General features: G+C 65.0%; 19 protein-coding genes. 11 read left to right on the forward strand and 8 right to left on the reverse strand.

Annotated features, from left to right (window positions below):
* Positions 1-5: 5 nt before the first annotated feature.
* A complete protein-coding gene (locus tag ACSX1C_RS04510; protein ID WP_439888424.1) occupies positions 6-1,922 on the reverse strand; it encodes a di-heme-cytochrome C peroxidase in 1,917 nt (638 codons plus the stop codon).
* 274 nt (positions 1,923-2,196) lie between these two features.
* Here ACSX1C_RS04510 and ACSX1C_RS04515 point away from each other — a divergent pair, with 274 nt between their 5' ends.
* On the forward strand, positions 2,197-2,664 hold the full coding sequence (locus ACSX1C_RS04515) for a DUF3429 domain-containing protein (protein WP_318641740.1): 468 nt from the start codon (positions 2,197-2,199) through the stop codon (positions 2,662-2,664).
* A gap of 38 nt (positions 2,665-2,702) precedes the next feature.
* On the opposite strand, the gene ACSX1C_RS04520 is transcribed toward ACSX1C_RS04515, so the two are convergent.
* Positions 2,703-3,317, reverse strand: coding sequence for a hypothetical protein (locus tag ACSX1C_RS04520; protein WP_439888425.1), 615 nt, complete (start codon positions 3,315-3,317; stop codon positions 2,703-2,705).
* A 507-nt stretch (positions 3,318-3,824) separates the two neighbouring features.
* Here ACSX1C_RS04520 and ACSX1C_RS04525 point away from each other — a divergent pair.
* Positions 3,825-4,655, forward strand: a complete 831-nt coding sequence (locus ACSX1C_RS04525; protein WP_439888426.1) for an undecaprenyl-diphosphate phosphatase — start codon at positions 3,825-3,827, stop codon at positions 4,653-4,655.
* An 18-nt stretch (positions 4,656-4,673) separates the two neighbouring features.
* On the opposite strand, the gene ACSX1C_RS04530 is transcribed toward ACSX1C_RS04525, so the two are convergent.
* Complete coding sequence (locus ACSX1C_RS04530) at positions 4,674-5,027, reverse strand: MmcQ/YjbR family DNA-binding protein (protein WP_439888427.1); 354 nt, start codon at positions 5,025-5,027, stop codon at positions 4,674-4,676.
* A 26-nt stretch (positions 5,028-5,053) separates the two neighbouring features.
* Complete coding sequence (locus tag ACSX1C_RS04535) at positions 5,054-5,788, reverse strand: phosphoadenylyl-sulfate reductase (protein ID WP_318641730.1); 735 nt, start codon at positions 5,786-5,788, stop codon at positions 5,054-5,056.
* A gap of 238 nt (positions 5,789-6,026) precedes the next feature.
* On the opposite strand from ACSX1C_RS04535, the gene thrH reads away from it, so the two are divergent.
* Positions 6,027-6,644, forward strand: a complete 618-nt coding sequence (gene thrH / locus ACSX1C_RS04540; protein WP_318641728.1) for a bifunctional phosphoserine phosphatase/homoserine phosphotransferase ThrH — start codon at positions 6,027-6,029, stop codon at positions 6,642-6,644.
* Positions 6,645-6,687: 43 nt separating this feature from the next.
* Here thrH and pabB read toward each other — a convergent pair whose 3' ends face one another.
* Positions 6,688-8,037, reverse strand: a complete 1,350-nt coding sequence (pabB, locus tag ACSX1C_RS04545; RefSeq protein ID WP_439888428.1) for an aminodeoxychorismate synthase component I — start codon at positions 8,035-8,037, stop codon at positions 6,688-6,690.
* A gap of 163 nt (positions 8,038-8,200) precedes the next feature.
* On the opposite strand from pabB, the gene ACSX1C_RS04550 reads away from it, so the two are divergent.
* Together ACSX1C_RS04550 and ACSX1C_RS04555 are read left to right on the forward strand one after the other, a co-directional pair.
* Positions 8,201-10,915, forward strand: coding sequence for a LuxR C-terminal-related transcriptional regulator (locus ACSX1C_RS04550; RefSeq protein ID WP_439888429.1), 2,715 nt, complete (start codon positions 8,201-8,203; stop codon positions 10,913-10,915).
* The gene (locus tag ACSX1C_RS04555; protein ID WP_439888430.1) at positions 10,912-13,626 is read left to right on the forward strand and encodes a LuxR C-terminal-related transcriptional regulator; all 2,715 of its coding nucleotides are present in this window, start codon (positions 10,912-10,914) and stop codon (positions 13,624-13,626) included. Before ACSX1C_RS04550 ends, ACSX1C_RS04555 begins: the two co-directional genes overlap by 4 nt.
* 49 nt (positions 13,627-13,675) lie before the next feature.
* Here the strand turns inward: ACSX1C_RS04555 and ACSX1C_RS04560 are convergent, their stop codons facing one another.
* From ACSX1C_RS04560 to rloA, 3 genes are read right to left on the reverse strand one after another with little or no spacing between them, the layout of a single operon-like run.
* On the reverse strand, positions 13,676-14,662 hold the full coding sequence (locus ACSX1C_RS04560; protein WP_439888431.1) for an alpha-L-glutamate ligase-like protein: 987 nt from the start codon (positions 14,660-14,662) through the stop codon (positions 13,676-13,678).
* A gap of 3 nt (positions 14,663-14,665) precedes the next feature.
* Entirely contained in the window at positions 14,666-16,192 is a 1,527-nt protein-coding gene (rloB, locus tag ACSX1C_RS04565) for an osmotic stress tolerance membrane protein RloB (RefSeq protein WP_439888432.1), read from the reverse strand.
* Positions 16,193-16,197: 5 nt separating this feature from the next.
* Positions 16,198-16,734, reverse strand: a complete 537-nt coding sequence (gene rloA / locus ACSX1C_RS04570; RefSeq protein ID WP_439888433.1) for a retropepsin-like aspartic peptidase RloA — start codon at positions 16,732-16,734, stop codon at positions 16,198-16,200.
* A 306-nt stretch (positions 16,735-17,040) separates the two neighbouring features.
* Here rloA and ACSX1C_RS04575 point away from each other — a divergent pair, with 306 nt between their 5' ends.
* From ACSX1C_RS04575 to prpD, 6 genes are all read left to right on the forward strand, one after another.
* The gene (locus ACSX1C_RS04575) at positions 17,041-17,763 is read left to right on the forward strand and encodes a GntR family transcriptional regulator (RefSeq protein ID WP_439888434.1); all 723 of its coding nucleotides are present in this window, start codon (positions 17,041-17,043) and stop codon (positions 17,761-17,763) included.
* Positions 17,760-18,644, forward strand: coding sequence for a methylisocitrate lyase (gene prpB, locus ACSX1C_RS04580; RefSeq protein ID WP_439888435.1), 885 nt, complete (start codon positions 17,760-17,762; stop codon positions 18,642-18,644). Before ACSX1C_RS04575 ends, prpB begins: the two co-directional genes overlap by 4 nt.
* A 46-nt stretch (positions 18,645-18,690) precedes the next feature.
* Positions 18,691-19,854, forward strand: a complete 1,164-nt coding sequence (prpC, locus tag ACSX1C_RS04585) for a bifunctional 2-methylcitrate synthase/citrate synthase (RefSeq protein ID WP_439888436.1) — start codon at positions 18,691-18,693, stop codon at positions 19,852-19,854.
* A gap of 1 nt (position 19,855) precedes the next feature.
* Positions 19,856-22,465, forward strand: coding sequence for a Fe/S-dependent 2-methylisocitrate dehydratase AcnD (gene acnD / locus ACSX1C_RS04590; protein WP_439888437.1), 2,610 nt, complete (start codon positions 19,856-19,858; stop codon positions 22,463-22,465).
* A gap of 137 nt (positions 22,466-22,602) precedes the next feature.
* Positions 22,603-23,790, forward strand: coding sequence for a 2-methylaconitate cis-trans isomerase PrpF (gene prpF, locus ACSX1C_RS04595; protein WP_439888438.1), 1,188 nt, complete (start codon positions 22,603-22,605; stop codon positions 23,788-23,790).
* A 90-nt stretch (positions 23,791-23,880) separates the two neighbouring features.
* Positions 23,881-25,365, forward strand: coding sequence for a 2-methylcitrate dehydratase (gene prpD / locus ACSX1C_RS04600; RefSeq protein ID WP_439888439.1), 1,485 nt, complete (start codon positions 23,881-23,883; stop codon positions 25,363-25,365).
* Positions 25,366-25,396: the final 31 nt, after the last annotated feature.

Consider the following 25,396-nt stretch of genomic DNA (forward strand, 5'->3'; position numbering starts at 1 on the left):
CCAGTTCAGAGTTTTTCTGACTCTCCTTCGCTTGCGAGCGAGGTTTCTGAGGTCCTGCACTCGGGGCCAGGGCTCCAGGGCTTGGCCTTGACCGGTTGCAACTGCTGCTCGAGCTCACTATTGCCCAAGACCTTGAGGTACTCGATCAGCGCCAGGCGTTCCTCGGGCTGCAGGGCGCGACCGATCACTCCACCCTGGCGGCAACCGTCGCGGAACTCATGTCCGTGGTTGCCGTTGCCGGTGATGCGGGTGTCGAAGAGGAAACCACCGGGAAACGCCTGGCTGGAGAAACCGACTTTTTTCGGGTCGAATTCGAAGTTGCCGACCCAGAACTGCTCCTGACGTTCCGATACGGGCGAAAGCAGTTGAAACAGAGTGGGTACCGAACCGTTGTGCAAGAAGGGGGGGGTCGCCCAGATTCCCTCGAGGGGACGGGCCTTATAGCCACGCTTTTCCTGGACGCCGATCGGCAGGCCGAAGCCGTCCATGCGCCAGCGCTCCCTGGGCTGTATGCCGGCGTCTTGGTAGGCGCGGTTCTCGACATAGGCGGTGATGTAGGCCAGGCCCTTGGCGCTGGAGATGCTACGCAAGTCCACCTCATCCAGGGTGGCGCCGAACAGTCGGACGTCCAGCTTGCTCAGTTCGGCCTTGGTCCAGCCCAGTCGGCCGATGTCGAACCGGTGATCGGCGATGTTGTCGGCTGCGGTAGGGTCGGTGCCGATGATATCTGTGGGGACGACGCGCATGTGCCATTCGGGATCGCGCGCCGGGGCAAAGCGTTTGTCTCGTGGCTTGGGCGCCGGTGCATGGCAATAGGCGCAGTTTTCCTGGTACAGGGCGCGGCCCTGGCTGGCGAGTGCTCGATCTATCCGGCCGAATACCGCTTCGGGCCAGGGCGGAGGTTTAAGCTGCTGGAGCGTTTCCTCGAGGGTGTGCAGATCCCGCAGGAGTACGCTGGAGGCATAGCGCTCGGTCTCTGCGACCGGTTGTCCGTTGCTGTCCATCAGGTTCAGCGTGGCGCCGACGCCCAGGGCTTCGCCGATATTGCGTGCCATCGGTTGCATGGCCGAGCCGTTCCACTGCACCCAGTCGAACTTCCAGATGTCCCATACGTGCGGGTAGCTGACAGGGGCATTGGCGACGCGATAGTTGCCTGGGTCTATGGCATCGCCGAATACGCTGTTGGCGATACGGCCGAAGGCATCGGTGCGGCCGAAGCCCTCCTCGGTCGGGTAGAGCCCGCGGTGCCAGTCGTTGAAGGCGGTGTCGAGCAAGCGATCGAGCACTTCCTTGAAGTCACGGCGCAACTGGTCGCGCCCTTCCGGATAGGCTTCGCCCAGCACTTCCTGGGCAAAGCGTCTGAATTTCAGAGGGTTGTAGTAGGTGAACGCCATGCTCATGCCGAGGGCCTGGCCGAAGCCGCCGCCTCGCAATGTGGGTACGGTTGAGGCTAGCGAGTGCAGGGCCGGACCGCCGTCGATGCGCACTGCCTCGCCTCGGTAACGTAACTCGCCCGTGTGGCAGGCCGCGCAACTGATGTCCAGGTACTGGGTTCCGGTCGTGCTGTCTTCGTGGCGGGCAAAACCAACGGGGAGATTGGCCGGGTTGCGTTCGCTTGCGACTTGCCGAGGGTCGACCAGAAAGCCGAAGCGCGCCAAGTAGTCCGGGGTGGCGAACTTGCGTGCGCTCAGGGGCAGTTCGAGGGCGCTAAACCATGCGTAACGCAGTCCCTTAACCCGAGTGCCCTGGGGCGTGTAGTAGTAGGTCTGCCGTTGTTCCTCGTCCCATTGGTCCAGGTAGTGCAGGCGTACCGGCTTCTGATAGTCGGGCAGGTTCGGATTGGCGACGAAGTACAGGCCAATGCCGAGGCCGAGGCCTAGCAACAGCACAAGAGCAACTAGGGCGCGACGGAGTATTCGCATCGGGCACTTCCTTGTCGAGCATGCATATAGATCCGACTTTATGCCAAGCACACCGCCTAATGGCAAGCGGCCATTGCGTTGTTCCTGGGGGCGGGCGCGAACTGGCCGGGCTCTGAGCATGTTTCAGGAATAACATTGCCGGAGAAGGGACGTTAGACGGAAATGGGCGCTCTCGCCGATTGTGCGCAGGCAGCCCCAATGATCGCGGCGCGACCGGTTTGCAGGCGCGGCCGTTGTCTGGCTACCCTGAGAGTACATCTGACAGGAGATCGTGATGCACCCCTTCGAAGCCAAGCATCCCCAGCAGCTGGCCATGCACCTGGGCTATGCCGGTCTGGTTCCTTTCGTCAGCGGAGCCCTGGGCATCTGGATCACGCCGTTTGCTTGGCGACCCTATGTCATGTCGGCTCTGCTGGATTATGCGGCGGTGATCCTGGCGTTTATGGGGGCGATTCATTGGGGGTTGGCGATGCGCGCCGAGGCGAACGATGAGCGTGCCAGGCTGCAGCTCGGCCTGTCGGTGATCCCGCCACTGCTCGGATGGGTTGCGGTGGCCAGCGGCATGCCATTCGGTTTCGCCTTGCCGGTGTTTCTGGTGGCCTTCGTGCTGCTCTATTTCGCTGACTTGCGCGCGGTCAAGCTGGGCCTTGCGCCGAAGTGGTATCCGGCCTTGCGGCGGCCGTTGACCATAGTGGTGACGATCAGTCTGCTGATCGCCTGGATCAGCCTGTTACGCCTGTGAGTCGATACCCCGAACGCCCTGGATGGTGTGGGTGAGCGCTAGTAGGTGAGGGTGTCTGCTTGGCGATAAAGCATCAGCAGCTTGCGCGTGATGGTCTGCTGGATATCCTCGCGCTCGAAGGACGAGAGGCGATTGAGGCGATGTACCTGCAACCTGTGCAGATGGATGTAGGGCATCTGCTGATCGAATTCGCGCAAGTCGCCCTTCATCATGATCGGAAGGAACAGGTCGCCGATTTTCTTCTGATTGCTGATGATCTGCGCCAAGGCCAGTTTGAAGGGCATGGTCTTGGGTGCGGGACCGCTCTCCGTTATCTGGGTCGCCAGCAGCAAACCAGGCTTGCCTAGCAGTGCACCGGGTAGCACGCAGAGGCCGGTCTTGCGCACCGCCAGTGCCTCGATGCCGTGCAGGGTGTCATGGAAGGCGTAGGGATTGGGGAGCACCACCATCTTGCGCCCCTGGTCACTGGGGAAGTGCAGGTCGTAGTTGGTATAGAGTTGGCGCACCGACTCGGAGTAGACGCACAGGCGGTTCTCGAACAGCTTGATGAAGCGCTCGGCCAGCTCGCGGCGGGCAATGCTGTCCAGGTCCCAGATCAGGTCCTGATTTTGCGCTCTGTTGAGATCGACTTCCTGATGTTCCATGCTGCTCATCTTCTTGCCTCATACATGAAGCTGGTTGAGCACTCTGGCGAGTGGCCCAGCCGCCAGCGCATTGTCATGCTTCAAGTCAATCGCTTGGGCGACACTCCGATTAACAGCTTCGGGCGCGCAACATTGTTGCAGTGTGGCCCTGGTATGGGAAGCATTCAAGGCGACGATCTGGGCTGTTGCCTGCGTCTCGCCCCTATTTGCTTTCGGGGTGTATTGGGCTCGGGAGCTGTTGCGGCGTTCTTTGCACTTTTCCCGTCGGTATCTGGCAGAAGTCGTACTGGTCTGGGCCGGAGGTCGCTGGTGCGCAAGACTTAGCGCAGAGAGGTCGATCGTGCGGGTTTCTCTGGTAGCATTTCGGCCCTCGCGCGGTCTACGAACACCTCTGGGCTGAATGCCCGCATGAAGGAACCTTGCTGCGAGACATGAGTCCGAGACTCGTCCCTTGGTGTTAGCCCCGCATAGACAAGTATTTTCGCACGGTGAGTGCCGTGCGCCTTAGGAGACCGGATGGATCTGTGGTTGGCCGTACAGGCTTTGATATTGGGCGTTGTCGAAGGCATTACCGAGTTTCTGCCTATTTCCAGCACAGGGCATCAGATCATAGTTGCGGATCTCATCGACTTCTCCGGTGAACGGGCGATGGCCTTCAACATCATCATCCAGTTGGGCGCCATCCTCGCGGTGGTCTGGGAGTACCGGCAGAAGGTTCTCGAGATCGTGCTCGGTCTGCCGAAACAACCCCAGGCCCAGCGGTTTACCGCCAACTTGCTAATCGCGTTCTTTCCTGCCCTGGTGCTGGGTGTGACCTTCGCGGATTTTATTCATGCGTTTCTATTCAACCCGGTCACAGTGGCGGCCGCGCTGGTGGCCGGGGGTGTGGTCATGCTCTGGGCCGAGCAGCGTAGTCATCAGATCAGTGCCGAGAGCGTGGATGACATGAGCTGGCAACAGGCGTTGAAGATTGGCTGCGCGCAGTGCCTGGCGATGATCCCCGGGACTTCGCGCTCCGGCGCCACCATCATCGGGGGGCTGCTGTTCGGCCTCTCGCGCAAGGCGGCGACCGAGTTCTCCTTCTTCCTGGCGATGCCGACCATGGTCGGGGCGGCGGTGTATTCCGGCTATAAGTACCGGGACCTGTTCCAGCCGGCCGACCTGCCGGTTTTCGCCATCGGCTTCGTCACGTCCTTCGTGTTCGCCATGATTGCCGTACGAGCATTGCTGCGCTTTATCGGCAACCACAGTTATGCGGCCTTTGCCTGGTACCGCATCGTATTCGGTCTGCTGATCCTGGCCACCTGGCAGATAGGGCTGATCGACTGGAGTACGGCGCAGGGGTGAGCCTGTTGGACGCGCCTGTCAGTGATCGAGCAACAGCCCGACCTGCTGGTGCTTGGACAGCCGGCGCACCACCAGTTGATGGGAGCGGATCAGCAGTTGGCGCAGCTCGGCGTCAGCCAGAGGTGGCTGGATGCCGCTCATGCTGACCCAGTGCGCCCGCGCCAGGTAGGGCGCCGGTCGGATGCCCGGACGGTCGACGTAGCCGAGGAACAGGTCGCGGTCGACCTTGAAGGCCAGGTCTTGTCCGAGGAAATCGAGGATGGCGAACATCTTGTTGCCGGCCACGGAAAAGACCCGGTTGCTGCCCCACTTGAAGTCTTCGCGGGCGCCGGGCAGATGCAGGCAGAAGTGCGCTATTTCATCCTGGGTCATTTCGCCTCAGCCTGCCGAGATCACCGCTAGTCCTTGGCAATCAGGTTGCCGGCGTGCAGCCCGCATTCCTTCTGCGTGGCTTCCTCCCACCACCAGCGCCCTTCGCGCTCGTGCTGGTTGGGCAGCACGGGCCGGGTGCAGGGCTCGCAGCCGATGCTGATGAAACCGCGCTCGTGCAGGCTGTTGTAGGGCAGCTCGAGCATGCGGATATAGGCCCAGACCTCCTCGCTGCTCATCTGCGCCAGCGGGTTGAACTTGTATAACGGCCGCTCGGGGGTGGAGAAGGCCGTGTCGATCTCCAGCGCCGCCACCTGGCTGCGGGTGCCGGGACTCTGGTCGCGGCGCTGGCCGGTGGCCCAGGCCTTGACCGTGGCCAGCTTGCGACGCAGCGGGGCGATCTTGCGGATGCCGCAACATTCGCCGTGACCGTCCTTGTAGAAGCTGAACAGGCCTTTTTCCTTGACCATCGCCTCGAGCGCCGTGGCGTCCGGGGATAGCACCTCGATGGCGATGCCGTAGTGCTCGCGGACCTGGTCGATGAAGCGATAGGTTTCCGGGTGCAGGCGGCCGGTGTCGAGGCTGAAGACCTTGACCTGCTTGTTGAGTTTCCAGGCCATGTCCACCAGCACGACGTCCTCGGCGCCGCTGAAGGAGATCCACAGCTCATCGCCGAAGTGCTCGAAGGCGAGCTTGAGAATGTCCTGGGGCGACTTGTTCGCGTAGGTCGCGGCCAGTTCGGTTACATCGAAGGGGTGGCTCATCGGGCTGGATTCCTGGTTATGGTCGCTTGCAGGGGCTGGCGGCCGGAGGTCTACCTGCCTCTTGCCCGGCCGCGTCCGCTGGCGCTCTGTGTGGCGGATGGTAGCAAAAAGGCTTTATTCGGCTAAATAAACAAATCCCATGATGACCGCGACGTTCGGTTATAAGCGGTCGCGTTGCGCGGCCTTGGGCGAGGGGCTAGAGTGCCGCCTTCATTCAAGCTCAAGCTAGGAGTGTGCCGTGGAAATCGCTTGTCTCGACCTGGAAGGGGTCCTGGTTCCGGAAATCTGGATCGCCTTCGCGGAAAAAACCGGCATCGACGCGCTGAAGGCGACTACCCGGGACATTCCGGACTACGACGTATTGATGCAGCAGCGCCTGCGCATTCTCGACGAGCACGGCCTGAAACTGGCCGATATCCAGGAGGTGATCGCTACCCTCGAGCCGCTGGAGGGCGCGGTGGAGTTCGTCGACTGGCTGCGCGAACGCTTCCAGGTGGTGATTCTCTCCGACACCTTCTACGAATTCTCCCAGCCCCTGATGCGCCAGCTGGGCTTTCCGACCCTGCTCTGCCACAGGCTGATCACCGACGACAGCGGCCGCGTGGTGAACTACCAGCTGCGCCAGAAGGACCCCAAACGCCAGGCGGTGATCGCGTTCAAGAGCCTGTACTACCGGGTGATCGCCGCGGGCGACTCGTACAACGACACCAGCATGCTCGGCGAGGCCCATGCCGGCATCCTGTTCCATGCGCCGGACAACGTGATTCGCGAGTTCCCGCAGTTTCCAGCGGTGCACAGTTTTGAGGATCTCAAGCGCGAGTTCCTCAAGGCGTCCAACCGCCCGCTGGGCCTGTAACTCTCGCGCCCAAGATACAGGCCCGCGGGTGCGGGCCTGCTCGTCAGTCGCAGAAGCGCTCCAGGGTCTCCAGCAGGACCTTCACCTTGGTGATCGACTCCTGGTACTCCGCCTGCCACTGGGAGTCGGCGACTATCCCGCCGCCGCCCCAGCAGCAGAGCTGCCCGTCCTTGGCCAGCAGGCTGCGGATGGCGATCGAGCTGTCCATCTCGCCGCGCACGTCCAGGTACAGCAATGAACCGCAGTAGAGTGCGCGGCGGGTCGGCTCCAGTTCATCGATGATCTGCATCGCGCGAATCTTCGGCGCCCCGGTGATCGAGCCGCCGGGGAAGCTACCGGCGATCAGGTCCAGGGCATCCTTGTCGGCGGCCAGCTCGCCGGTGACCGCGCTGACCAGATGGTGGACGTTGGGATAGCTCTCCAGGGCGAACAGCTCCGGCACCCGTACCGAGCCGGTGCGGCAGCTGCGGCCCAGGTCGTTGCGCAGCAGGTCGACGATCATCAGGTTCTCGGCCCGGTCCTTCAGGCTGCTCATCAGGGCATGGGCCTGTGCGGCGTCCTGACGGGGGTCGTCGCTGCGCGGTCGGGTGCCCTTGATCGGCCGAGTTTCCACCTGGCCCCGGCTGACCCGGATGAAGCGCTCCGGCGACAGGCTGATGATCGCACCGCCGTCCGGCAAGGCCTGATAGCCGGCGAAGGGGGTCGGGCAGGCCTCGCGCAGGGCCCGGTAGGCGCTCCAGGGGTCGCCCTGATAGCGGGCGCGGAAGCGTTGGGCGAAGTTCACCTGGTAGCAGTCGCCGGCCTGGATATAGGCCTGGATACGCGCGATGGCCTGGCGATAGCCGTCCTCGTCGAGGTCGGCCTGGAAGGCGCCGAGCAGCTTGAAGGGGTGCGCGGGCTCGACTGTCAGCCGTTCGAACAGGACGATCAGGCGCTCGCGCTCGCTGGGCGCCAGACTCGGATGGAACAGCAGCTGGCTGGTCCCCAACTGGTGGTCGCTGATCAGGGCCCAGGCGTACAGGCCGAAGCGGGCATCGCTCAGGCCGAGGTCATCGCTCGCCAGGGCGGGCAGCTTCTCCAGGCGCCGGCCGAAGTCGTAGGCCAGATAGCCGATCAGGCCGCCGGCAAAGGGCAGGGGGTAATCGGCGGGCGGTTCGGCGACGCCGAGCCTGGCCAGGCCGTCGCGCAGGCGCTGGAGAAAGGCGTCGGCCGGCTCGTCGGGGGCTGGTGCCAGCTCTGCCAGGGGCCAGGCGCTGATCAGGTCATAGCGCCCCCGCTGCGCCGTCGGGCGCCCGGCATCCAGCAAGACCGCGCCGGGGGCCTGGCTGACGGCACTGAAATAGTCGAGGGGATCGGCCCGATAGGGCAGAGGGTGAACGAGGCAAGTAGGCATGCGAGGTATTCGGAGGAGCGCGGACGCCGATTGTAGAACGCCGTCACCATTCGTCCTAGGGTTTGCGCGTAGGTTTACTCGACAGAAGGCGGCTGACTAGTATGGGCGGTCAGCGCGATAGGCTGTACGTCAGTGCCAGATAACCAGACAAAGGATCACGTTTATGGATGAAACGCTGGGGCCGGCCGCCGATAGCCTTCTGCGCACCAGATTAGGTCCGCCCCAGGTATCCAGTGAGTATTTACCCCGGCCCCGGGTCGAGGCGGCGTTGTCCGCTCGGCCCCATGCCCGCCTGCTGTTGTTCTCGGCCCCGGCCGGCTTCGGCAAGACCAGCGCCCTGGCCACCTTGGCGTACACGCGGGCCGGCGCCGGCCATGCGCTGGCCTGGCTGTCGTTGGAGCCTGAGGACGACGAGCCCTCGCGCTTCTTTCGCCAGCTGATCGAGACGCTAATCGGGCTGGCTCCCGAGTTCGGCACGGAGGCCCTGGCCTACCTGGAGAACACCGTGGGCGTACCGGTGGCGGCGGTGATGGAGTGCCTGCTGGCTGACCTGTCCCGGCTGCATGCGCCCTTGTTGCTGGTGCTCGACGATCTTCACCTGATTCAGAATGAAGAGCTGTTGGCGGCTCTCAAGCGCCTGCTCCGCTTCGCGCCCGAAGGCTTCGCCCTGGCGGTCGGCAGCCGCGCACAACCGGCGTTGGGCCTGGCGACCCTGCGCGCCAAGGGCCTGCTAGTGGAGGTCGGCGAAAGGGACTTGCGCCTGGGCCTGGAGGAAATCCGCGACTATCTGGCCCGGCACGAACTGCAGCTGGGGGCCGAGGCCGTCGCCGCGCTGCATAGACACACCGAGGGGTGGCCGGTCGGGGTACACCTGGCCTGCCTCTGGCTGCGCCACCGGCCTGAGGCCAGCCAGCAACTGAGCGAAATCGGCACCGCCCCGAGCGTCGCCGGTGACTACCTGCTGCGCAGCGTGTTCGACCAGCTGCCGATGGACAAGCAGCAGTTGCTGCAGGCCCTGGCCATTGCTCAGCAGCTCAACGGTGACCTGGCCGGTGCCCTGACGGGACACCCGGATGGTCAGCGGTTGCTGGAGGAGCTGGAGGGCATGCAGCTGTTCCTGTTGCCGCTCGATCGCGAGCGGCGGTGGTACCGCTTCCACTACCTGTTCGCCGAGTTCTTGCGCGGACGCCAGCTGGCGGTCGATCCCGAGCGCTTCAGGCAGCTGAACTTCAATGCCTGTCTATGGTTCACCAACCACCATATGCCCAACCTGGCCATCGAGCATGCCTGCCTGGCCGAGGACCCGCAGATGCTCGCGGCGCTGGTGGACGGCTGTGGGCTGGAACTGATCAACCGGGGCCAGCTCCATCTGATCTACAAGTGGCGCCTGCGCGTCCCGGACGAGATCGTCGAGGGTTACCCGCTGCTGGTGCTGGCTGACGTCTGGAGTCGAGCGACCGAACTGGGGCTGGCGGAAGCCAACCGGATGCTCGACGAACAGCTGCTGCGCTGGGGGCCGGTGGGCGACTCGGAAAGGCTCAGCGACAAGCTGTTGGCGACCTTGACGATCAAGGCGGTGGTGGCCCTGCAGAAGGACGATTTGCCTGGCTGCCTCGCCCTGGTGTGTCGGGTGGAGCGGCAGCTGGGGCAGCACACGGCCTTTCTCGAGGTGGCCATGTTGATCGTTGGTGCCCTGGCCAGCGTGATCGTGGGGCGCCCCGAATCCGCTCGCCGCCTGTTGGCCCAGGCCCAGCAACGCAACCACTTCCTGCAGGGGCGCTACCTGGGCATGCAGTTGGCCAACGTGGAGGTCCTGCTGTATCTGGAGCAAGGGCAGATCAAGCAGGCGCGGCTGCTGTTCGCGCAGCTACGCGGCCGTAGCCTGCCCTGTTTCGCCGAGCGCTCCCGCGCCATGGTGCTGCCGACCATCAGTGAGGCATTGCTCGATTACCTTCGGGGGCGTCTGGACGGAGTCGAGGAACGTTTGCGTGGGGCCCTGGCGAGGGTGGATGTGATCAATCCAATCGACCTGTATGCCCAGGGCATGCTGTGTCTGGCCCGGCTCCAGCGGATGCAAGGCAAGCCCAGGGAGGCCGCCGGGACCCTGCTACAGATCCAGAAGATGGCAGCGGCCAACCGCGCCTGGCGTTTCCATGCCCAGGCCATAGGCGAGGAGGTGGCGCAGATTCTCCAGGAGCCGGCGGCCGATCGTCTCAGGCGCGCCGAGCAACGCCTCAACAGCCTCGACTGGTTCAGGCTGGCGGAACACTATCGGCACATGGCATGCAATCCGTTGCTCTGGGAGCGGGGGCTGGCGCGCCTGCGCCTGCAGCAGGCGCGTGGCCATCACGGCGAGGCGTTGCAGGAGGCCGGCCAACTGCGCGAACTGCTGCTGGATGACTGGCACGGTCTGCAGCGTCTGCGTCTGGATCTGCTGGATGCGCTCAGCTACTTGGGGCTGGGCTATCAGGAGCGCGCCTTCAGCCTGCTGGAGCAATGCCTGATCGGCGCCGAGCGGGAAGGCGTGCGCAGCCTGTTCATCGAGGAGGGGGCGCAGGTTCGCCTAGCCTTGCAGCAGTTCGAGGCGCTCGGCCGGCAGCCGGTTTTGCAGGGCTTCATGCGTTCGATCCTGGCGATCTGGCCGGGACCGGCAGCGGCTCGGCTCCAGGAGGCCATGGATGAGGGGCTGACCGAGCGCGAGGGCGAGGTGATCCAGTTGGCGGCCCAGGGGCTCTCCAACGACGCCATCGGCCGGCAGCTCGCGCTGGCCCTGGGCACCGTCAAATGGCACCTGCACAACATCTACGAGAAGCTCAAGGTGCGCAATCGAACCCAGGCGATCCGCCGTGCCCGCGAACTGGGGCTGCTCGCATCATGAGCCAGCCAGCATTGCCGTCCCTGCCGCTGCTGCGCACCAAGCTGTTTCCGATTGCGGCCGGCAGCCAGCCGCAGTTGGAGCGCATGGCCTTGGTCGAGCGGTTGCGCGCTGCCCGCGATCGCCCCCTGACGATCCTCTGTGCGCCGGCGGGTTATGGTAAGAGCACGCTGCTCGGCCAGCTGCGACTGCGTTTGCAGGCGGAGGGTGTCCGGGTGGCCTGGCTGTCATGCGACGAGGTCGACGGTGAGCCGCAACGCCTCCTGCACTATCTGGTCGCGGCCATCGCCGAGCAGCGGCCCGGCTTCGGGGGGCGCACCCTGGCGTTGCTGCAGGGGGAGGAGAGCCTGCCTCATCAGGAGCTGATCGATGCTTTTCTGGTCGAGCTGGCAGGCATCGAGGGGCGGCAGCAGCTGATCCTGGATGACGTCCACCATCTCCGCCACCCCGACCTTGCGCCTCTGGCGCGTGGGCTGATCGAGCGGATGCCGGATCATGTCCGGCTCACCGTCAGCACGCGTCGCACGTCCGGCCTTACCGGCGAACGCTCGATGCGAGGAGCGGCAGCGTTCTGTATCGGGGCCGAGGACTTGTGCCTGACGCCTGAGGAAACCCGTGACTATCTGTGCGAGATCCGGGGCCTGAGCCTGAGTCGAGCGCAGGTCAGGCTGTTGCATGAACGCACCGAGGGCTGGATCACCGCGTTGCATCTGGCGACGCTGTCCCTGGGCCGATGCGGCGAGTCGGGCGTCGATCTCGACGGGCTCACCGGCACCGAGCGCAACATCGCCGACTACCTGGGCGAAGACGTGGTGGATCGGCTGCCGGGCGTAGTGCAGCGTTTCCTCGAGCGGACCTCGGTACTGGACGAGTTCAATGCCGAACTGTGCAGCGCGCTGACCGGCCAGGAGGACGCCGGGGCGACCCTGCGGCGTCTGCAGCGCGAGCAGCTGTTCATCGTGGCCCTGGACGAGCGGGGCGAGTGGTTCCGCTACCATCCCCTGTTCGCCGAGTATCTGCAGGGACGCCTGGCCAGGCATGGTGAGCCGACCCAGCTGTTGCACGCGGCAGCGCGCTGGTGCGAGCAACGGTCCCAGGTGGACAAGTCGGTCACTTACGCCCTGCGCGCCCGCGACTACGCCTTTGCCGCCGACCTGTTGGAGCGCCAGGGCGTGCACCTGATGGCCGGCAATCGGCTGTATGACATCCTCGCGACTATTGGGACGATTCCGGCCGAGGTCATTCGCGAAAATCCGGTGTTCCAGATCTTCTATGCCTGGCAGTTGGCCTTCGAGGAAAAATACGTCGATGCCGAGGCGTTGCTCGAGGACATCGCTGCGCGCCTGCAGAAGCCCTGTGGGCGAGAGCAGGGCGCCGGCCTGAGCGAGACACTGGCGCTGGTGCAGGTGATCAAGGCCCTGGTGCTGCTCTATCAGGATAAGTTGGGACAGTGTCTGACCGTTACCCGTCACTGGCTCAGCCTGGTCCCGGATGGGCAGGTGCTGATTCGCGCCAGCCTGTCGTGCCTCCAGGCGGCGGCTCATGCCTTGCTCGGTGAGTTTGGCGCAGCCTTGGGGATGATCGAGCTGGCCCGCGGCAGCCTGCGTCACTGCCCCAGCGAATACCTGCACGTGATGCTGAGCCTGATCGAGGCGCTGCTGTGCAAGGAGCAGGGGCAGCTGGAGCGCGGCTGTGCCCTCGCCGAAGACGCGCGTGCCCGCGTCGAGCGGGTGTTCGGCTCGCGCAACCGGGTAGGCGGTCCCCTGGCCCTGGCTTATGCCGACCTGCTGTACGAGCGGGATCGCCATGCCGGGATCCTCGCCGAGCTGCTCCAGGCCACCACCTGGCGCGACGTCGCCACGCCGGTCGAGCTGATCAGCCGTGGCCGTCTGTTGATGGTGCGTGCGAGTTTCTTTGCCGGTGAGAGCGAGCAGGCGCTGGCGCAGCTGGACGATTGGCTGACGCAGGTGCAGGGGGCCGGTTACGAGAGGCTCTATGCGTTGGCCGTGAGCTGCAAGGTGCAGTTCCTCCTGTGGCTGCGGCGCCCGAGTGAGGCCGAGCGACTGTGTCTGCAACTGCGGCGCCATTCGCTGGCGCTGCCGGCGCAGCGCGATACTGACGTCGGTGTTGCCCTGGTGCAGTGCCAGGCACGACTCGCCTTGTCAGGGCGCCGGGGCGAGCGGGTCGTCGCGCAGCTGGAAGCCTGCCTGGCGAAGCAGGGGGACGAGCATCGGCGCGACAGCCGTGTGCGCCTGTCCTTGCTGCTGGCGGTGGCCTACTGGGGCGCGGGGAGTGGTGAGAGGGCATTCGCCTTGTTTCAGGCAACCCTGGAGGAAGCCTGGAGCAGCGGCTACCGCCGTGCTTTTCTCGACGATGGGCTGTGGTTGCTGCCGCTGTGGGAGGCCTGGCGAGTGGCCGACCCAGAGGCTGCCGGGAGTTGGCAAGGCCTGGCCGAGCAAATGCGCGTGCAGTGCCGGCGTCTGGGCGTCGATCAGGAGGTTTTCGCCGGCCATCAGGATGTGAACCCCAGGGAGCAGGATATCCTGCGCTTGGTTGCCGCCGGCCTGTCCAACCGCGAGATTGCCAAGGCGATGCACCTGAGCGAGGCCACCATCAAATGGCATCTGCACAACCTGTTCGCCAAGCTGGGCACGCGCAGCCGCACCCAGGCTGTGCTAGAGGGCAGGCGTTCGGGCTGGTTGACTGAGGATTGAGGGGCAGAGGCAGAAAAAGCCCGGCATCGGCCGGGCTCTTTCGCAGGGGTCAGACCTCGGCCGTAGCGGCGTGGCCGAAAAGCTCCTGGGAAAAGCGCATGCGCTCCTCCGCGCTTTCCTGGATACCCTTGGCCTTGAGCTCGGCGAGGCGTGCCTCGACGGCGTGGGCGCGGTGGGTGAGGCCGCAGTCGTTGGCGATCTGGATGTTCAAGCCCGGACGGGCGTTGAGCTCGAGAATCAACGGGCCTTTCTCCTGGTCCAGGACCATGTCCACGCCGATGTAGCCCAGGCCGCACAGCTCGTAGCAGCCGGCCGCCAGCTTCATGAAGCCGTTCCAGTTCGGCAGCTGCACGCCGTCCACCGCGTTGGTGGTATCCGGGTGCTTGCTGATCTTGTTGTTCAGCCAGGTGCCACGCAGGGTCACCCCGGTGGCCAGGTCGACGCCGACGCCGATGGCGCCCTGGTGCAGGTTGGCCTTGCCGTTGGACTGGCGCGTCGGCAGGCGCAGCATGGCCATCACCGGATAGCCCATCAACACGATGATGCGGATGTCCGGCACGCCCTCGTAGCTGATGCTCTTGAAGATCGGGTCGGGGATCACCCGGTATTCGATCAGCGCGCGGTCGCGGTGGCCGCCCAGGGAGTAGAGTCCGGTGAGGATGCTGGAGATCTGGTGCTCGATTTCCTCATGGCTGATGATCCGCCCGGATACCGTCTTGTAGCGTTCCTCGAAGCGGTCGGCGACCACCAGGATGCCGTCGCCGCCGGCGCCTTGCGCTGGCTTGACCACGAAGTCGCTGCGCTCGCCGATGATCTCGCCGAGCTTGTCGATCTCCTTCTCGGTGGAGATCACCCCATAGAGCTCCGGCACATGGATGCCGGCCTCGATGGCCCGCTCCTTGGTGATGATCTTGTCGTCGACGATCGGGTACAGGTGCCGCTTGTTGTACTTCAGCACGTAGTCCGCATTGCGCCGGTTGATGCCCATGATGCCCTTGGCTTCCAGGGCCTTCCAGGTTTTCCAGAGACCTAGCATGGCTCAATCCTTCAGGAAGGCTTTGAAGCGGAACAGTTCGGTCAGGCGGTAGCCGCGGTAGCGACCCATCGCCAGCATGAAGCCCACCATGATCATCAGCACCGCCGGGAAGGTGAAGACGAAGTAGACCAGTTCCGGAATGCTCATCAGCAGGTGCGCGAGGGTCGCGGCCACCAGGGTGCCGATGGCGACCTTGAAGGCATGGCCGCCGCCGCGCTCCTCCCAGGTGATCGACAGGCGCTCGATGGTCATGGTCAGGATCACCATGGGGAACAGCGCCACCGACAGGCCGCGCTCCAGGCCCAGCTTGTGACTGAACAGGCTGATGGCGGCGATCAGCACCACCACGAAGGTCAGCACCACCGACAGGCGCGGCAGCATCTGCAGCTTGAGGTGCTCCAGATAGGAGCGCAGCGACAGGCCCAGGGCGGTGATCACGGTGAACAGGAAGATGCCGAAGCCCAACTGGGTCTCGCGGAAGGCCAGGGCGATCAGCACCGGGGTGAAGGTGCCCAGGGTTTGCAGGCCGCCGAGGTTGCGCAGGATCAGGATCAACAGCACGCCGACCGGGATGACCACCATGATCTGGAAGGTCTGCTGGGTCGACAGCGGCAGGCCGTACAGCGAGTAGCCGAGGAAGTCGGCATCGGTGCTCTCGTCGGTCAGCTTGGCCAGGCGGATGGCGTTCATCTCGCTCTTGTTCAGGCTGAAACTGACCTGGGCCTTCTTGCCGCCTTCCAGGTTGATCAGCTCGGCATCGCCGATCCACCAGACCAGGCGATCGGCCGGCAGGCCCTGTTCACCGCTCTCGGGGTTGAAGTACAGCCACTTTTCGCCGTTGAAGCTGCGCAGCCAGAGCTCCGGGCTCTGCTGGCTGTCGGCGCTCAGGCGAATGGTGTGGACGCGCTCCATCGGCACATGGGCGATCGACAGCAGCAGGTCGATGGCATTGGCCTTGTTGGCGGTGGAGGCATCGCCGCCGAGCAGCAGCTTGACGTTGTCGTCGGTGGTGTCGTTGACCCGCTTGATGGTCTCGCTGATGAAGGTCTCGACGTCCGCCGAGTGCTGGCGGATGGGCGCGAGCAGCGCGTCGGCGGCGATCTTTTCCGGGCCTTCGACCGGCAGGCTGTCGCGGAAGATCGGCCCCTTGGCCTTGCTCTGTTCGCCGCTGTAACGCTTGGTCAGCACCAGGCGGTAATACAGGGTCTGCTTGCCGCTGGCGCGGCGTGCCGACCAGGTGACCCGGCGGTTGCCCTCGGCGCGGTTGATGCTGACGCCATAGTTGTTGGAGATGAAGCTCTCGTTGAGGCTGACGTAATCCTGGGCCAGCGGCGGCACGAACATCTGCAGCTTGACTGGCTCGCGCGGGTTGGCCTGGAACTCGACCTTGGCGTCGATGTTCCACAGATCGTCGGTTTCGTCCTCGGTCACCGGGATGCCAAGAATGAAGATCTGGTAAGCCGTAATCAGAACGCCCAGGCTCACCAGGAGCGTGATCAGGACTTTCAGATGCAGGGTAAGAGAGCGCATGGGAATTACTCGCCAGGGTTTGCGTCGGTGGTGCAGCCAGGTTTCCCCGCTGCGTATTTGAGGCCAGGGTCGACCAGCGCACTGAAGCGTTTGAGCGCTTCGGAGCCGATCAATAGCGGGTATTGAAAGGCGCTGCGGTCGGTCAGGTTCACTTCGATGGTGCGCAGGGCTTGGCCCATGCACACCGTCATCTCGATAACGGGGCGTGCGGTGTAGGTTTTTTCTTCATCGGGATCATAGTCGCCGGCGCGGCGCTTGATCTTGCTGATCCGGGCCAGCGGGCGTTCGATCGGGCGCTCGTGGGCCTCGTCGATGGCCAGGTAGAACTGTACCCAGGTTTCATCGTCGCGCTTGAAGCGTCTGATGTCGCGTGCGCTCAGGGACGCTGTCTTGGCTCCGGTATCCAGTTTCGCGGCAACCTCCAGGTCGAGATCGTTCAGCTTGACGTATTCGTTGAGGCCGTAAACGGTCTTGTTCGCGGCCAGCCCCACGCCTGGTGAAAGGAACAGGCAGCACAGCAGGGCAGAGGGCTCGAGTCTCATAAGTCCTATTGAATATCGCGCAACATTTGATCAGAAAGACCGGCGGGCGTGATGCAACAGCCACGAGCCTCTGGCATGGAGTCTAGCAGGCATGACGGAGCCGTCTGGCCAGGCCAAAACGGGCGGCATTCTAGCATGGCGGTTTTCTGCTGTGACAGGCGCTTATGAGCAATTGTGCAGGTGATTTCCGCTGTCCAGGGGCTGCTGCTTCTTGTCGGCGTATTGTCAACAATATCTTGGTGTTGGTTGACATGCATGCCTGCAAAGCCTAATTTTTCGACATCGTTAAAGTGTGGTGTAGACAATATGCTGGAGTCCACCGAAGCCCCCCGTAGCGCGCAAGACGACTCGGAAACCCTGTCCGAGCATGTGTTTCGCTGCATTCAGGCCGCCATCGTTCGAGGCGACATCGCCCCGGGCAGCAAGATCTCAGAACCGGAGCTGGCGCGTACCTATGGCATCAGCCGTGGGCCGTTGCGCGAGGCGATTCATCGTCTTGAGGGACAACGGTTGTTGGTGCGTGTTCCCCATGTGGGCGCACGGGTGGTTTCCCTGAGTCACGCCGAACTGATCGAGTTGTACGAGATCCGCGAGTCTCTGGAGGGTATGGCCTGCCGCCTGGCTGCCGAGCGCATGAGTGCGGCCGAGATCGACGAATTGCGCCGGGTACTCGACCTGCATGAGCAGGATGCGGCCTTCAAGGCTGGCGTCGGCTACTACCAGCAGGAAGGCGATTTCGACTTCCACTACCGGATCATCCAGGGCAGTGGCAACAAGACCCTGGTGCAGATGCTCTGCGGAGAGCTGTACCAACTGGTGCGCATGTACCGCCTGCAGTTCTCCGCCACCCCCAATCGGCCGCGTCAGGCCTTTGCCGAACACCACCGCATTCTCGATGCCATCGCCGAGCGCGACGGCGAGCTGGCCGAGTTGCTGATGCGCCGTCACATCGGCGCCTCCAAGCGCAATATCGAGCGCCACTACCAGGGCGCGCAATCCAAGACAGCCAAACCCAGAGGTGAGTCATGAGTCTGAACACTCCCGGCCAGCGTTTCCGCGATGCGGTCGCCGCCGAACATCCGCTACAGGTGGTCGGTGCGATCAATGCCAACCATGCGTTGCTGGCTCAGCGTGCCGGCTTCAAGGCCATCTACCTGTCCGGCGGCGGCGTCGCGGCCGGCTCCCTGGGCCTGCCGGATCTGGGCATCACCGGCCTGGATGACGTGCTCACCGACGTGCGGCGGATCACCGATGTCTGCGACCTGCCGCTGCTGGTGGATGTCGACACCGGCTTCGGCAGCTCGGCGTTCAACGTCGCCCGTACCGTCAAGTCGATGATCAAGTTCGGCGCCGCGGCCATCCATATCGAGGATCAGGTCGGCGCCAAGCGCTGCGGTCACCGGCCGAACAAGGAGATCGTCTCCCAGCAGGAGATGGTCGACCGCATCAAGGCGGCGGTGGATGCGCGTAGCGACGACAGTTTCGTGATCATGGCGCGCACCGACGCCCTGGCCGTGGAGGGCCTGAACGCCGCCCTGGACCGTGCCGCGGCCTGCATCGAGGCCGGCGCCGACATGATCTTCCCCGAGGCGATCACCGAGCTGGCGATGTACAGGACCTTCGCCGAGCGGGTGAAGGCGCCGATCCTGGCCAATATCACCGAGTTCGGCGCCACCCCGCTGTACACCACCGAGGAGCTGGCCGGCGTCGACGTGTCCCTGGTGCTCTATCCGCTGTCGGCCTTCCGCGCCATGAACAAGGCGGCCGAGAACGTCTACACCGCGCTGCGCCGCGACGGCACCCAGAAGAACGTGATCGACACCATGCAGACCCGCATGGAGCTGTACGAGCGCATCAACTACCACGCCTTCGAGCAGCACCTCGACGCACTGTTCGCGGCCAAGAAATAAGCGGCCCGCAGACGGCCCCGAAACGGATTGATGAGGAGACTGAGTGATGAGCGCGACCCCAGAAACCCCCACCCCGGGCTTCAAGCCGAAGAAGTCGGTGGCCCTCTCCGGCACCGCCGCCGGCAACACCGCGCTGTGCACGGTCGGGCGCAGCGGCAACGACCTGCACTACCGTGGCTATGACATTCTCGATGTGGCCACCAGCTGCGAGTTCGAGGAAATCGCCCACCTGCTGGTGCATGGCAAGCTGCCGAACGTCGCCGAGCTGGCCGCCTACAAGACCAAGCTCAAGGCGTTGCGCGGTCTGCCCGCGGCCCTCAAGGCCGCCCTGGAGCAGCTGCCGCCGTCCGCTCACCCGATGGACGTGATGCGTACCGGCGTCTCCGTGCTGGGTTGCCTCTCGCCGGAGAAGGACGACCACAATCACCCGGGCGCCCGCGACATCGCCGACAAGCTGATGGCCTCGCTGGGTTCTGCGCTGTTGTACTGGTACCACTTCAGCCACAACGGCAAGCGCATCGAGGTGGAAACCGACGACGACTCCATCGGCGGCCACTTCCTCCACCTGCTGCACGGCGAAAAGCCGCGCGACAGCTGGGTGCGCGCCATGCACACCTCGCTCAACCTGTACGCCGAGCATGAGTTCAACGCCTCCACCTTTACCGCGCGGGTGATCGCCGGCACCGGTTCCGACATGTTCTCCTGCATCGCCGGCGCCATCGGCGCGCTGCGCGGGCCGAAACATGGCGGCGCCAACGAAGTCGCCTTCGAGATCCAGAAGCGCTACGACAACCCGGACGAGGCCGAGGCCGACATCCGTGAGCGCGTCGGCCGCAAGGAGGTGGTCATCGGTTTCGGTCACCCGGTCTACACGGTCGCCGACCCGCGCAACAAGGTGATCAAGGAAGTGGCCCGCGAGCTGTCGCAAGAGCAGGGCAGCAGCAAGATGTTCGACATCGCCGAGCGCCTGGAAGGCGTGATGTGGGAGATCAAGAAGATGTTCCCCAACCTGGATTGGTTCAGTGCGGTCAGCTACCACATGATGGGCGTGCCGACCGCCATGTTCACCCCGCTGTTCGTCATCGCCCGCACCGCCGGCTGGTCCAGTCACGTCATCGAGCAGCGCATCGACGGCAAGATCATCCGCCCGAGCGCCAACTACGTCGGTCCCGAGGACCTCAAGTTCGTGCCGCTCGAGGACCGTGAATAAGATGAACACACAACATCGCAAGAATCTGCCCGGCACGGCGCTGGACTACTTCGATGCCCGCGAGGCGATCGACGCCATCGCGCCCGGCGCCTACGCCAAGCTGCCCTATACCTCCCGCGTGCTGGCCGAGCAGCTGGTGCGGCGTTGCGATCCGGCCACGCTGACCGATTCGCTCAAGCAGCTGATCGAGCGCAGGCGCGACCTGGATTTTCCCTGGTACCCGGCGCGGGTGGTCTGCCACGACATCCTCGGCCAGACCGCGCTGGTCGACCTGGCCGGCCTGCGCGACGCCATCGCCGAGCAGGGCGGCGACCCGGCCAAGGTCAACCCGGTGGTGCCGACCCAGCTGATCGTCGACCACTCGCTGGCCGTGGAGGCGCCGGGCTTCGATCCGCAGGCCTTCGACAAGAACCGCGCCATCGAAGACCGGCGCAACGAGGACCGCTTTCACTTCATCGAGTGGACCAAGACCGCGTTCAAGAACGTCGATGTGATCCCGGCCGGCAACGGCATCATGCACCAGATCAACCTGGAGAAGATGAGCCCGGTGATCCAGGCGCGCGGCGGCGTGGCCTTCCCGGACACCTGTGTCGGCACCGACAGCCACACCCCGCATGTGGATGCCCTGGGCGTGATCGCCATCGGCGTCGGCGGCCTGGAAGCCGAGACCGTGATGCTCGGCCATCCGTCGATGATGCGCCTGCCCGACATCGTCGGCGTCGAGCTGACCGGCAAGCGCCAGAGTGGCATTACCGCCACCGACATCGTCCTGGCCCTGACCGAGTTCCTGCGCAAGGAGCGTGTGGTCGGCGCCTGGGTCGAGTTCTTCGGCGAGGGGGCGGACAGCCTGTCGATCGGCGACCGCGCCACCATCTCCAACATGTGCCCGGAATACGGGGCGACGGCGGCGATGTTCCATATCGACCAGCAGACCCTCGACTACCTCAAGCTCACCGGCCGCGAGCCGGAGCAGGTGGCCCTGGTCGAGAATTACGCCAAGACCCTCGGCCTGTGGGGCGATGCGCTGAAGACCGCCGAGTACGAGCGCGTGCTGAGCTTCGACCTGGGCGGCGTGGTGCGCAACATGGCGGGCCCGTCCAATCCGCACCGTCGCCTGCCGACCTCCGCACTGGTCGAGCGCGGCATCGCCGACGAAGCCAAGCTGAAGTCCGGCAAGGTCGAGGAGGCCGAGGGCCTGATGCCCGATGGCGCGGTGATCATCGCCGCCATCACCAGCTGCACCAACACTTCCAACCCGCGCAATGTGGTGGCTGCCGGCCTGCTGGCGAAGAAGGCCAACCAGCTGGGTCTGGTACGCAAGCCCTGGGTCAAGACCTCCTTCGCCCCGGGCTCCAAGGTCGCCAGGCTGTACCTGGAGGAGGCGGGCCTGCTGCCGGAGCTCGAGCGGCTCGGCTTCGGCATCGTCGGCTACGCCTGCACCACCTGCAACGGCATGTCCGGTGCGCTGGACCCGCAGATCCAGCAGGAGATCATCGGCCGCGACCTGTACGCCACCGCCGTGCTCTCCGGCAACCGCAACTTCGACGGCCGTATCCACCCCTACGCCAAGCAGGCCTTCCTCGCCTCGCCGCCACTGGTGGTCGCCTACGCCATCGCCGGCACGGTGCGCTTCGATATCGAGCAGGACATGCTGGGGCATGACCAGAGCGGCAATCCCATCACCCTGAAGGACCTGTGGCCGAGCGACGAGGAGATCGACGCCATCGTGGCCTCCAGCGTCAAGCCGGAGCAGTTCCGTCAGGTCTATATTCCGATGTTCGATCTGGGCAGCGTCAAGGAGGCCGACAGCCCGCTGTACGACTGGCGCCCGATGTCCACCTACATCCGTCGTCCGCCGTACTGGGAAGGCGCCCTGGCCGGTGAGCGCACGCTCAAGGGCATGCGGCCGCTGGCGATCCTCCCGGACAACATCACCACCGACCACCTGTCGCCGTCCAACGCCATCCTGGCCGACAGCGCGGCCGGCGAGTACCTGGCGAAGATGGGCCTGCCGGAGGAGGACTTCAACTCCTACGCCACCCACCGCGGCGACCACCTGACCGCCCAGCGCGCTACCTTCGCCAACCCGCAGCTGGTCAACGAGATGGTGATGGTCGAGGGGCAGGTCAGGAAGGGCTCCCTGGCGCGGGTCGAGCCGGAAGGCCAGGTCACCCGCATGTGGGAGGCCATCGAGACCTACATGAACCGCAAGCAGAACCTGATCATCGTCGCCGGGGCCGACTACGGCCAGGGCAGCTCCCGTGACTGGGCGGCCAAGGGCGTGCGTCTGGCCGGAGTCGAGGTGATCGCCGCCGAAGGCTTCGAGCGCATCCACCGCACCAACCTGGTCGGCATGGGCGTGCTGCCGGTCGAGTTCAAGCCGGGCACCACCCGTCTGACCCTGGGCCTGGACGGGACCGAGACCTACGACATCGAGGGCGAGGTGTCGCCGCGCTGCGACCTGACCCTGGTGGTCAATCGCCGTAACGGCGAGGTGATCGAGGTGCCGGTGACCTGCCGCCTGGACACCGCCGCCGATGTCAGCGTGTACCAGGCCGGCGGCGTGCTGCAGCGCTTCGCCAAGGACTTCCTCAAGGGCGAGGTCGCCTGATTGGTAGGGTGGGTCACGCTTCACCGATCCACCATTGCGCTCTGCGCGGTGGATGGAAAAGGCGCCATCCACCCTGCTCCAGTTGTGTAGCCCGGATTGCATCCGGGCTACTTCCACCATTCAGCCAGGACACAACCATGGCTCATCCAGCTCAGATCAAAGTACCCGCCACCTATATGCGTGGCGGTACCAGTAAGGGTGTGTTTTTCCGCCTGCAGGACTTGCCGCAGAGCTGCCAGGTGCCGGGCGAAGCCCGCGATCGGCTGTTCATGCGCGTGATCGGCAGTCCCGACCCCTATACCGCGCATATCGATGGCATGGGCGGCGCCACGTCCTCGACCTCCAAGTGCGTGATCCTGTCCAAGAGCAGCCAGGCGGATCACGACGTGGACTACCTCTATGGCCAGGTCGCCATCGACAAGGCCTTCGTCGACTGGAGCGGCAACTGCGGCAACCTGTCCACGGCCGCCGGCGCCTTCGCCATCCACGCCGGCCTGGTCGACCCGGCGCGCATCCCCGAGCACGGCACCTGCCAGGTGCGTATCTGGCAGGCCAATATCCAGAAAACCATCATCGCCCATGTGCCGGTGAGCAACGGCCAGGTGCAGGAAACCGGCGACTTCGAGCTGGACGGCGTCACCTTCCCGGCCGCTGAAATCGTGCTGGAGTTCCTCGACCCCTCCGACGACGGCGAGGAGGGCGGCTCGATGTTCCCCACCGGCAACCTGATCGACGATCTCGAGGTTCCGGGCATCGGCACCCTCAAGGCCACCCTGATCAGCGCCGGCATCCCCACCGTGTTCGTCGATGCCGAGGCCATCGGTTACCAGGGCACCGAGCTGCGCGAGGACATCAACGGCAACCCCGAGGCGCTGGCCCGCTTCGAGGCGATCCGCATCGCCGGGGCCCTGCGCATGGGGCTGATCAAGACGCCGGAAGAAGCGGCGACCCGGCAGCACACGCCGAAGATCGCCTTCGTGACGAGCGCCAAGGACTACCGGGCGTCCAGCGGCAAGGTGGTGCAGGCGAGCGAGGTCGACCTGCTGGTGCGGGCCCTGTCCATGGGCAAGCTGCACCACGCCATGATGGGCACCGCCGCCGTGGCCATCGGCACCGCCGCGGCGATTCCGGGCACCCTGGTGAACCTCGCCGCTGGCGGCGAGGCGCGTAGTGCGGTGCGCTTCGGTCACCCATCGGGCACCCTGCGGGTGGGCGCCGAGGCCGCCCGGGACGGCGACGAGTGGCGCGTGACCAAGGCGATCATGAGCCGCAGCGCCCGGGTGTTGATGGAGGGCTGGGTGCGGGTGCCCGGCGACGCGCTCTAGGACGGGGACGCCCGCGCCGGCAGGCTACTCTCATCTATAGACGTGCCGGCAGGGGGCACCGGTCAACAGCCTCGCCGGAGGAGGTGCCAGATGTCCGCGACCTTTGACCTGAACATGCGTCCCGACTACGACCAGGTGCTGCAGGATATCGCCGACTATGTCCTGAATTACCGGGCCGAGTCGCAAGAGGCGCGCAGCACCGCCCGCCACTGCCTGATGGACAGCCTGGGGTGCGCCCTGCTGGCGCTGCGCTTTCCCGCCTGCACCAAGCTTCTGGGGCCTCTGGTTGAGGGGACCCAGGTGCCCCACGGCGCCCGTGTACCGGGTACCCACTTCGTTCTCGACCCGGTCAAGGCGGCCTGGGACATCGGCTGCGCCGTGCGTTGGCTGGATTACAACGACACCTGGCTGGCGGCCGAATGGGGCCACCCCTCCGACAACCTGGGGGGCATTCTCGCCGTGGCCGATCACCTGTCGCAGAAGCGGGCCAGTCGGGGCGAGGCGCCGCTGACGATGCGCGCGGTGTTGGAGGCCATGATCATGGCCCACGAAATCCAGGGAGTGATCGCGCTGGAGAACGCCTTCAATCGCGTCGGCCTCGACCACGTCATCCTGGTGAAGGTGGCCACCACCGCCGTCTGCGCCAGGCTGATGGGGGGCAGCCGCGAGCAGCTGCTGTCGGCGCTGTCCCATGCCTTCGTCGATGGCCAGGCCTTGCGCACCTATCGCCATGCGCCGAACGCCGGCAGCCGCAAGTCCTGGGCCGCCGGCGATGCCACCAGCCGCGGCGTGCGCCTGGCCGATATCGCCCTGCGCGGCGAGATGGGCATTCCCGGCGTGCTGACTGCGCCGCAGTGGGGCTTCTACGACGTGCTGTTCAGTCATACCAACCAGGACCTGGCGACCAAGCCGGCGCAGCGGCGTCAGTTCGGCTTTTCCCAGGGCTTCGCCAGCTACGTGATGGAGAACGTGCTGTTCAAGATCAGCTTTCCGGCCGAGTTCCATGCCCAGACCGCCTGTGAGGCCGCGGTCCGCCTGCACCCGCAGGTCAGGGGGCGGTTGCACGAGATCGACAGAATCGTCATCAGCACCCAGGAGTCGGCGATCCGCATCATCTCCAAGGTCGGTGCGCTGGCCAATCCGGCCGATCGCGACCACTGCCTGCAGTACATGGTCGCGGTGCCGTTGGCCTTCGGCACGCTGCAGGCCGAACACTACGAGGACGAGTTCCATGCCGCCCATCCGCTTATCGACGAGTTGCGCGGCAAGATGGCGGTGGTCGAGGAGCCGCGCTACAGCCGCGAATACCTGCAGGCCGACAAGCGCTCGATCGCCAACGCCGTGCAGGTGTTCTTCGAGGACGGCAGTTGCACCGAGAAGGTGGAGGTGGAGTACCCCCTGGGGCATCGGCGGCGGCGCGCCGAGGGCATTCCGCTGCTGGAGGAGAAGTTCAAGGCTAACCTGGCGAGTAGGTTGGCCGAGCAGCGCTGCGCCGAGATCCTGGCTCTGTGCCGGGATCAGGCACGGCTGGAGGCCACGCCGGTGCAGCGCTTCATGGAGCTGTGGGTGGTCTGAGCCTCGCGCCGATAAAAAAGCCGAAGCGCGG

Origin of the sequence: Pseudomonas sp. MBLB4123 (assembly GCF_051904775.1) — a bacterium.
Lineage (GTDB): Bacteria > Pseudomonadota > Gammaproteobacteria > Pseudomonadales > Pseudomonadaceae > Aquipseudomonas > Aquipseudomonas benzenivorans_B.

Excerpts from the sequence above, each read along its gene's own strand:
- ACSX1C_RS04510 (WP_439888424.1), bottom strand. The coding sequence starts at position 1,922 with ATGCGAATACTCCGTCGCGCCCTAGTTGCTCTTGTGCTGTTGCTAGGC.
- ACSX1C_RS04515 (WP_318641740.1), top strand. The coding sequence starts at position 2,197 with ATGCACCCCTTCGAAGCCAAGCATCCCCAGCAGCTGGCCATGCACCTG.
- ACSX1C_RS04520 (WP_439888425.1), bottom strand. The coding sequence starts at position 3,317 with ATGAGCAGCATGGAACATCAGGAAGTCGATCTCAACAGAGCGCAAAAT.
- ACSX1C_RS04525 (WP_439888426.1), top strand. The coding sequence starts at position 3,825 with ATGGATCTGTGGTTGGCCGTACAGGCTTTGATATTGGGCGTTGTCGAA.
- ACSX1C_RS04530 (WP_439888427.1), bottom strand. The coding sequence starts at position 5,027 with ATGACCCAGGATGAAATAGCGCACTTCTGCCTGCATCTGCCCGGCGCC.
- ACSX1C_RS04535 (WP_318641730.1), bottom strand. The coding sequence starts at position 5,788 with ATGAGCCACCCCTTCGATGTAACCGAACTGGCCGCGACCTACGCGAAC.
- pabB (WP_439888428.1), bottom strand. The coding sequence starts at position 8,037 with ATGCCTACTTGCCTCGTTCACCCTCTGCCCTATCGGGCCGATCCCCTC.
- ACSX1C_RS04550 (WP_439888429.1), top strand. The coding sequence starts at position 8,201 with ATGGATGAAACGCTGGGGCCGGCCGCCGATAGCCTTCTGCGCACCAGA.
- ACSX1C_RS04555 (WP_439888430.1), top strand. The coding sequence starts at position 10,912 with ATGAGCCAGCCAGCATTGCCGTCCCTGCCGCTGCTGCGCACCAAGCTG.
- ACSX1C_RS04560 (WP_439888431.1), bottom strand. The coding sequence starts at position 14,662 with ATGCTAGGTCTCTGGAAAACCTGGAAGGCCCTGGAAGCCAAGGGCATC.
- rloB (WP_439888432.1), bottom strand. The coding sequence starts at position 16,192 with ATGCGCTCTCTTACCCTGCATCTGAAAGTCCTGATCACGCTCCTGGTG.
- rloA (WP_439888433.1), bottom strand. The coding sequence starts at position 16,734 with ATGAGACTCGAGCCCTCTGCCCTGCTGTGCTGCCTGTTCCTTTCACCA.
- ACSX1C_RS04575 (WP_439888434.1), top strand. The coding sequence starts at position 17,041 with ATGCTGGAGTCCACCGAAGCCCCCCGTAGCGCGCAAGACGACTCGGAA.
- prpB (WP_439888435.1), top strand. The coding sequence starts at position 17,760 with ATGAGTCTGAACACTCCCGGCCAGCGTTTCCGCGATGCGGTCGCCGCC.
- prpC (WP_439888436.1), top strand. The coding sequence starts at position 18,691 with ATGAGCGCGACCCCAGAAACCCCCACCCCGGGCTTCAAGCCGAAGAAG.
- acnD (WP_439888437.1), top strand. The coding sequence starts at position 19,856 with ATGAACACACAACATCGCAAGAATCTGCCCGGCACGGCGCTGGACTAC.
- prpF (WP_439888438.1), top strand. The coding sequence starts at position 22,603 with ATGGCTCATCCAGCTCAGATCAAAGTACCCGCCACCTATATGCGTGGC.
- prpD (WP_439888439.1), top strand. The coding sequence starts at position 23,881 with ATGTCCGCGACCTTTGACCTGAACATGCGTCCCGACTACGACCAGGTG.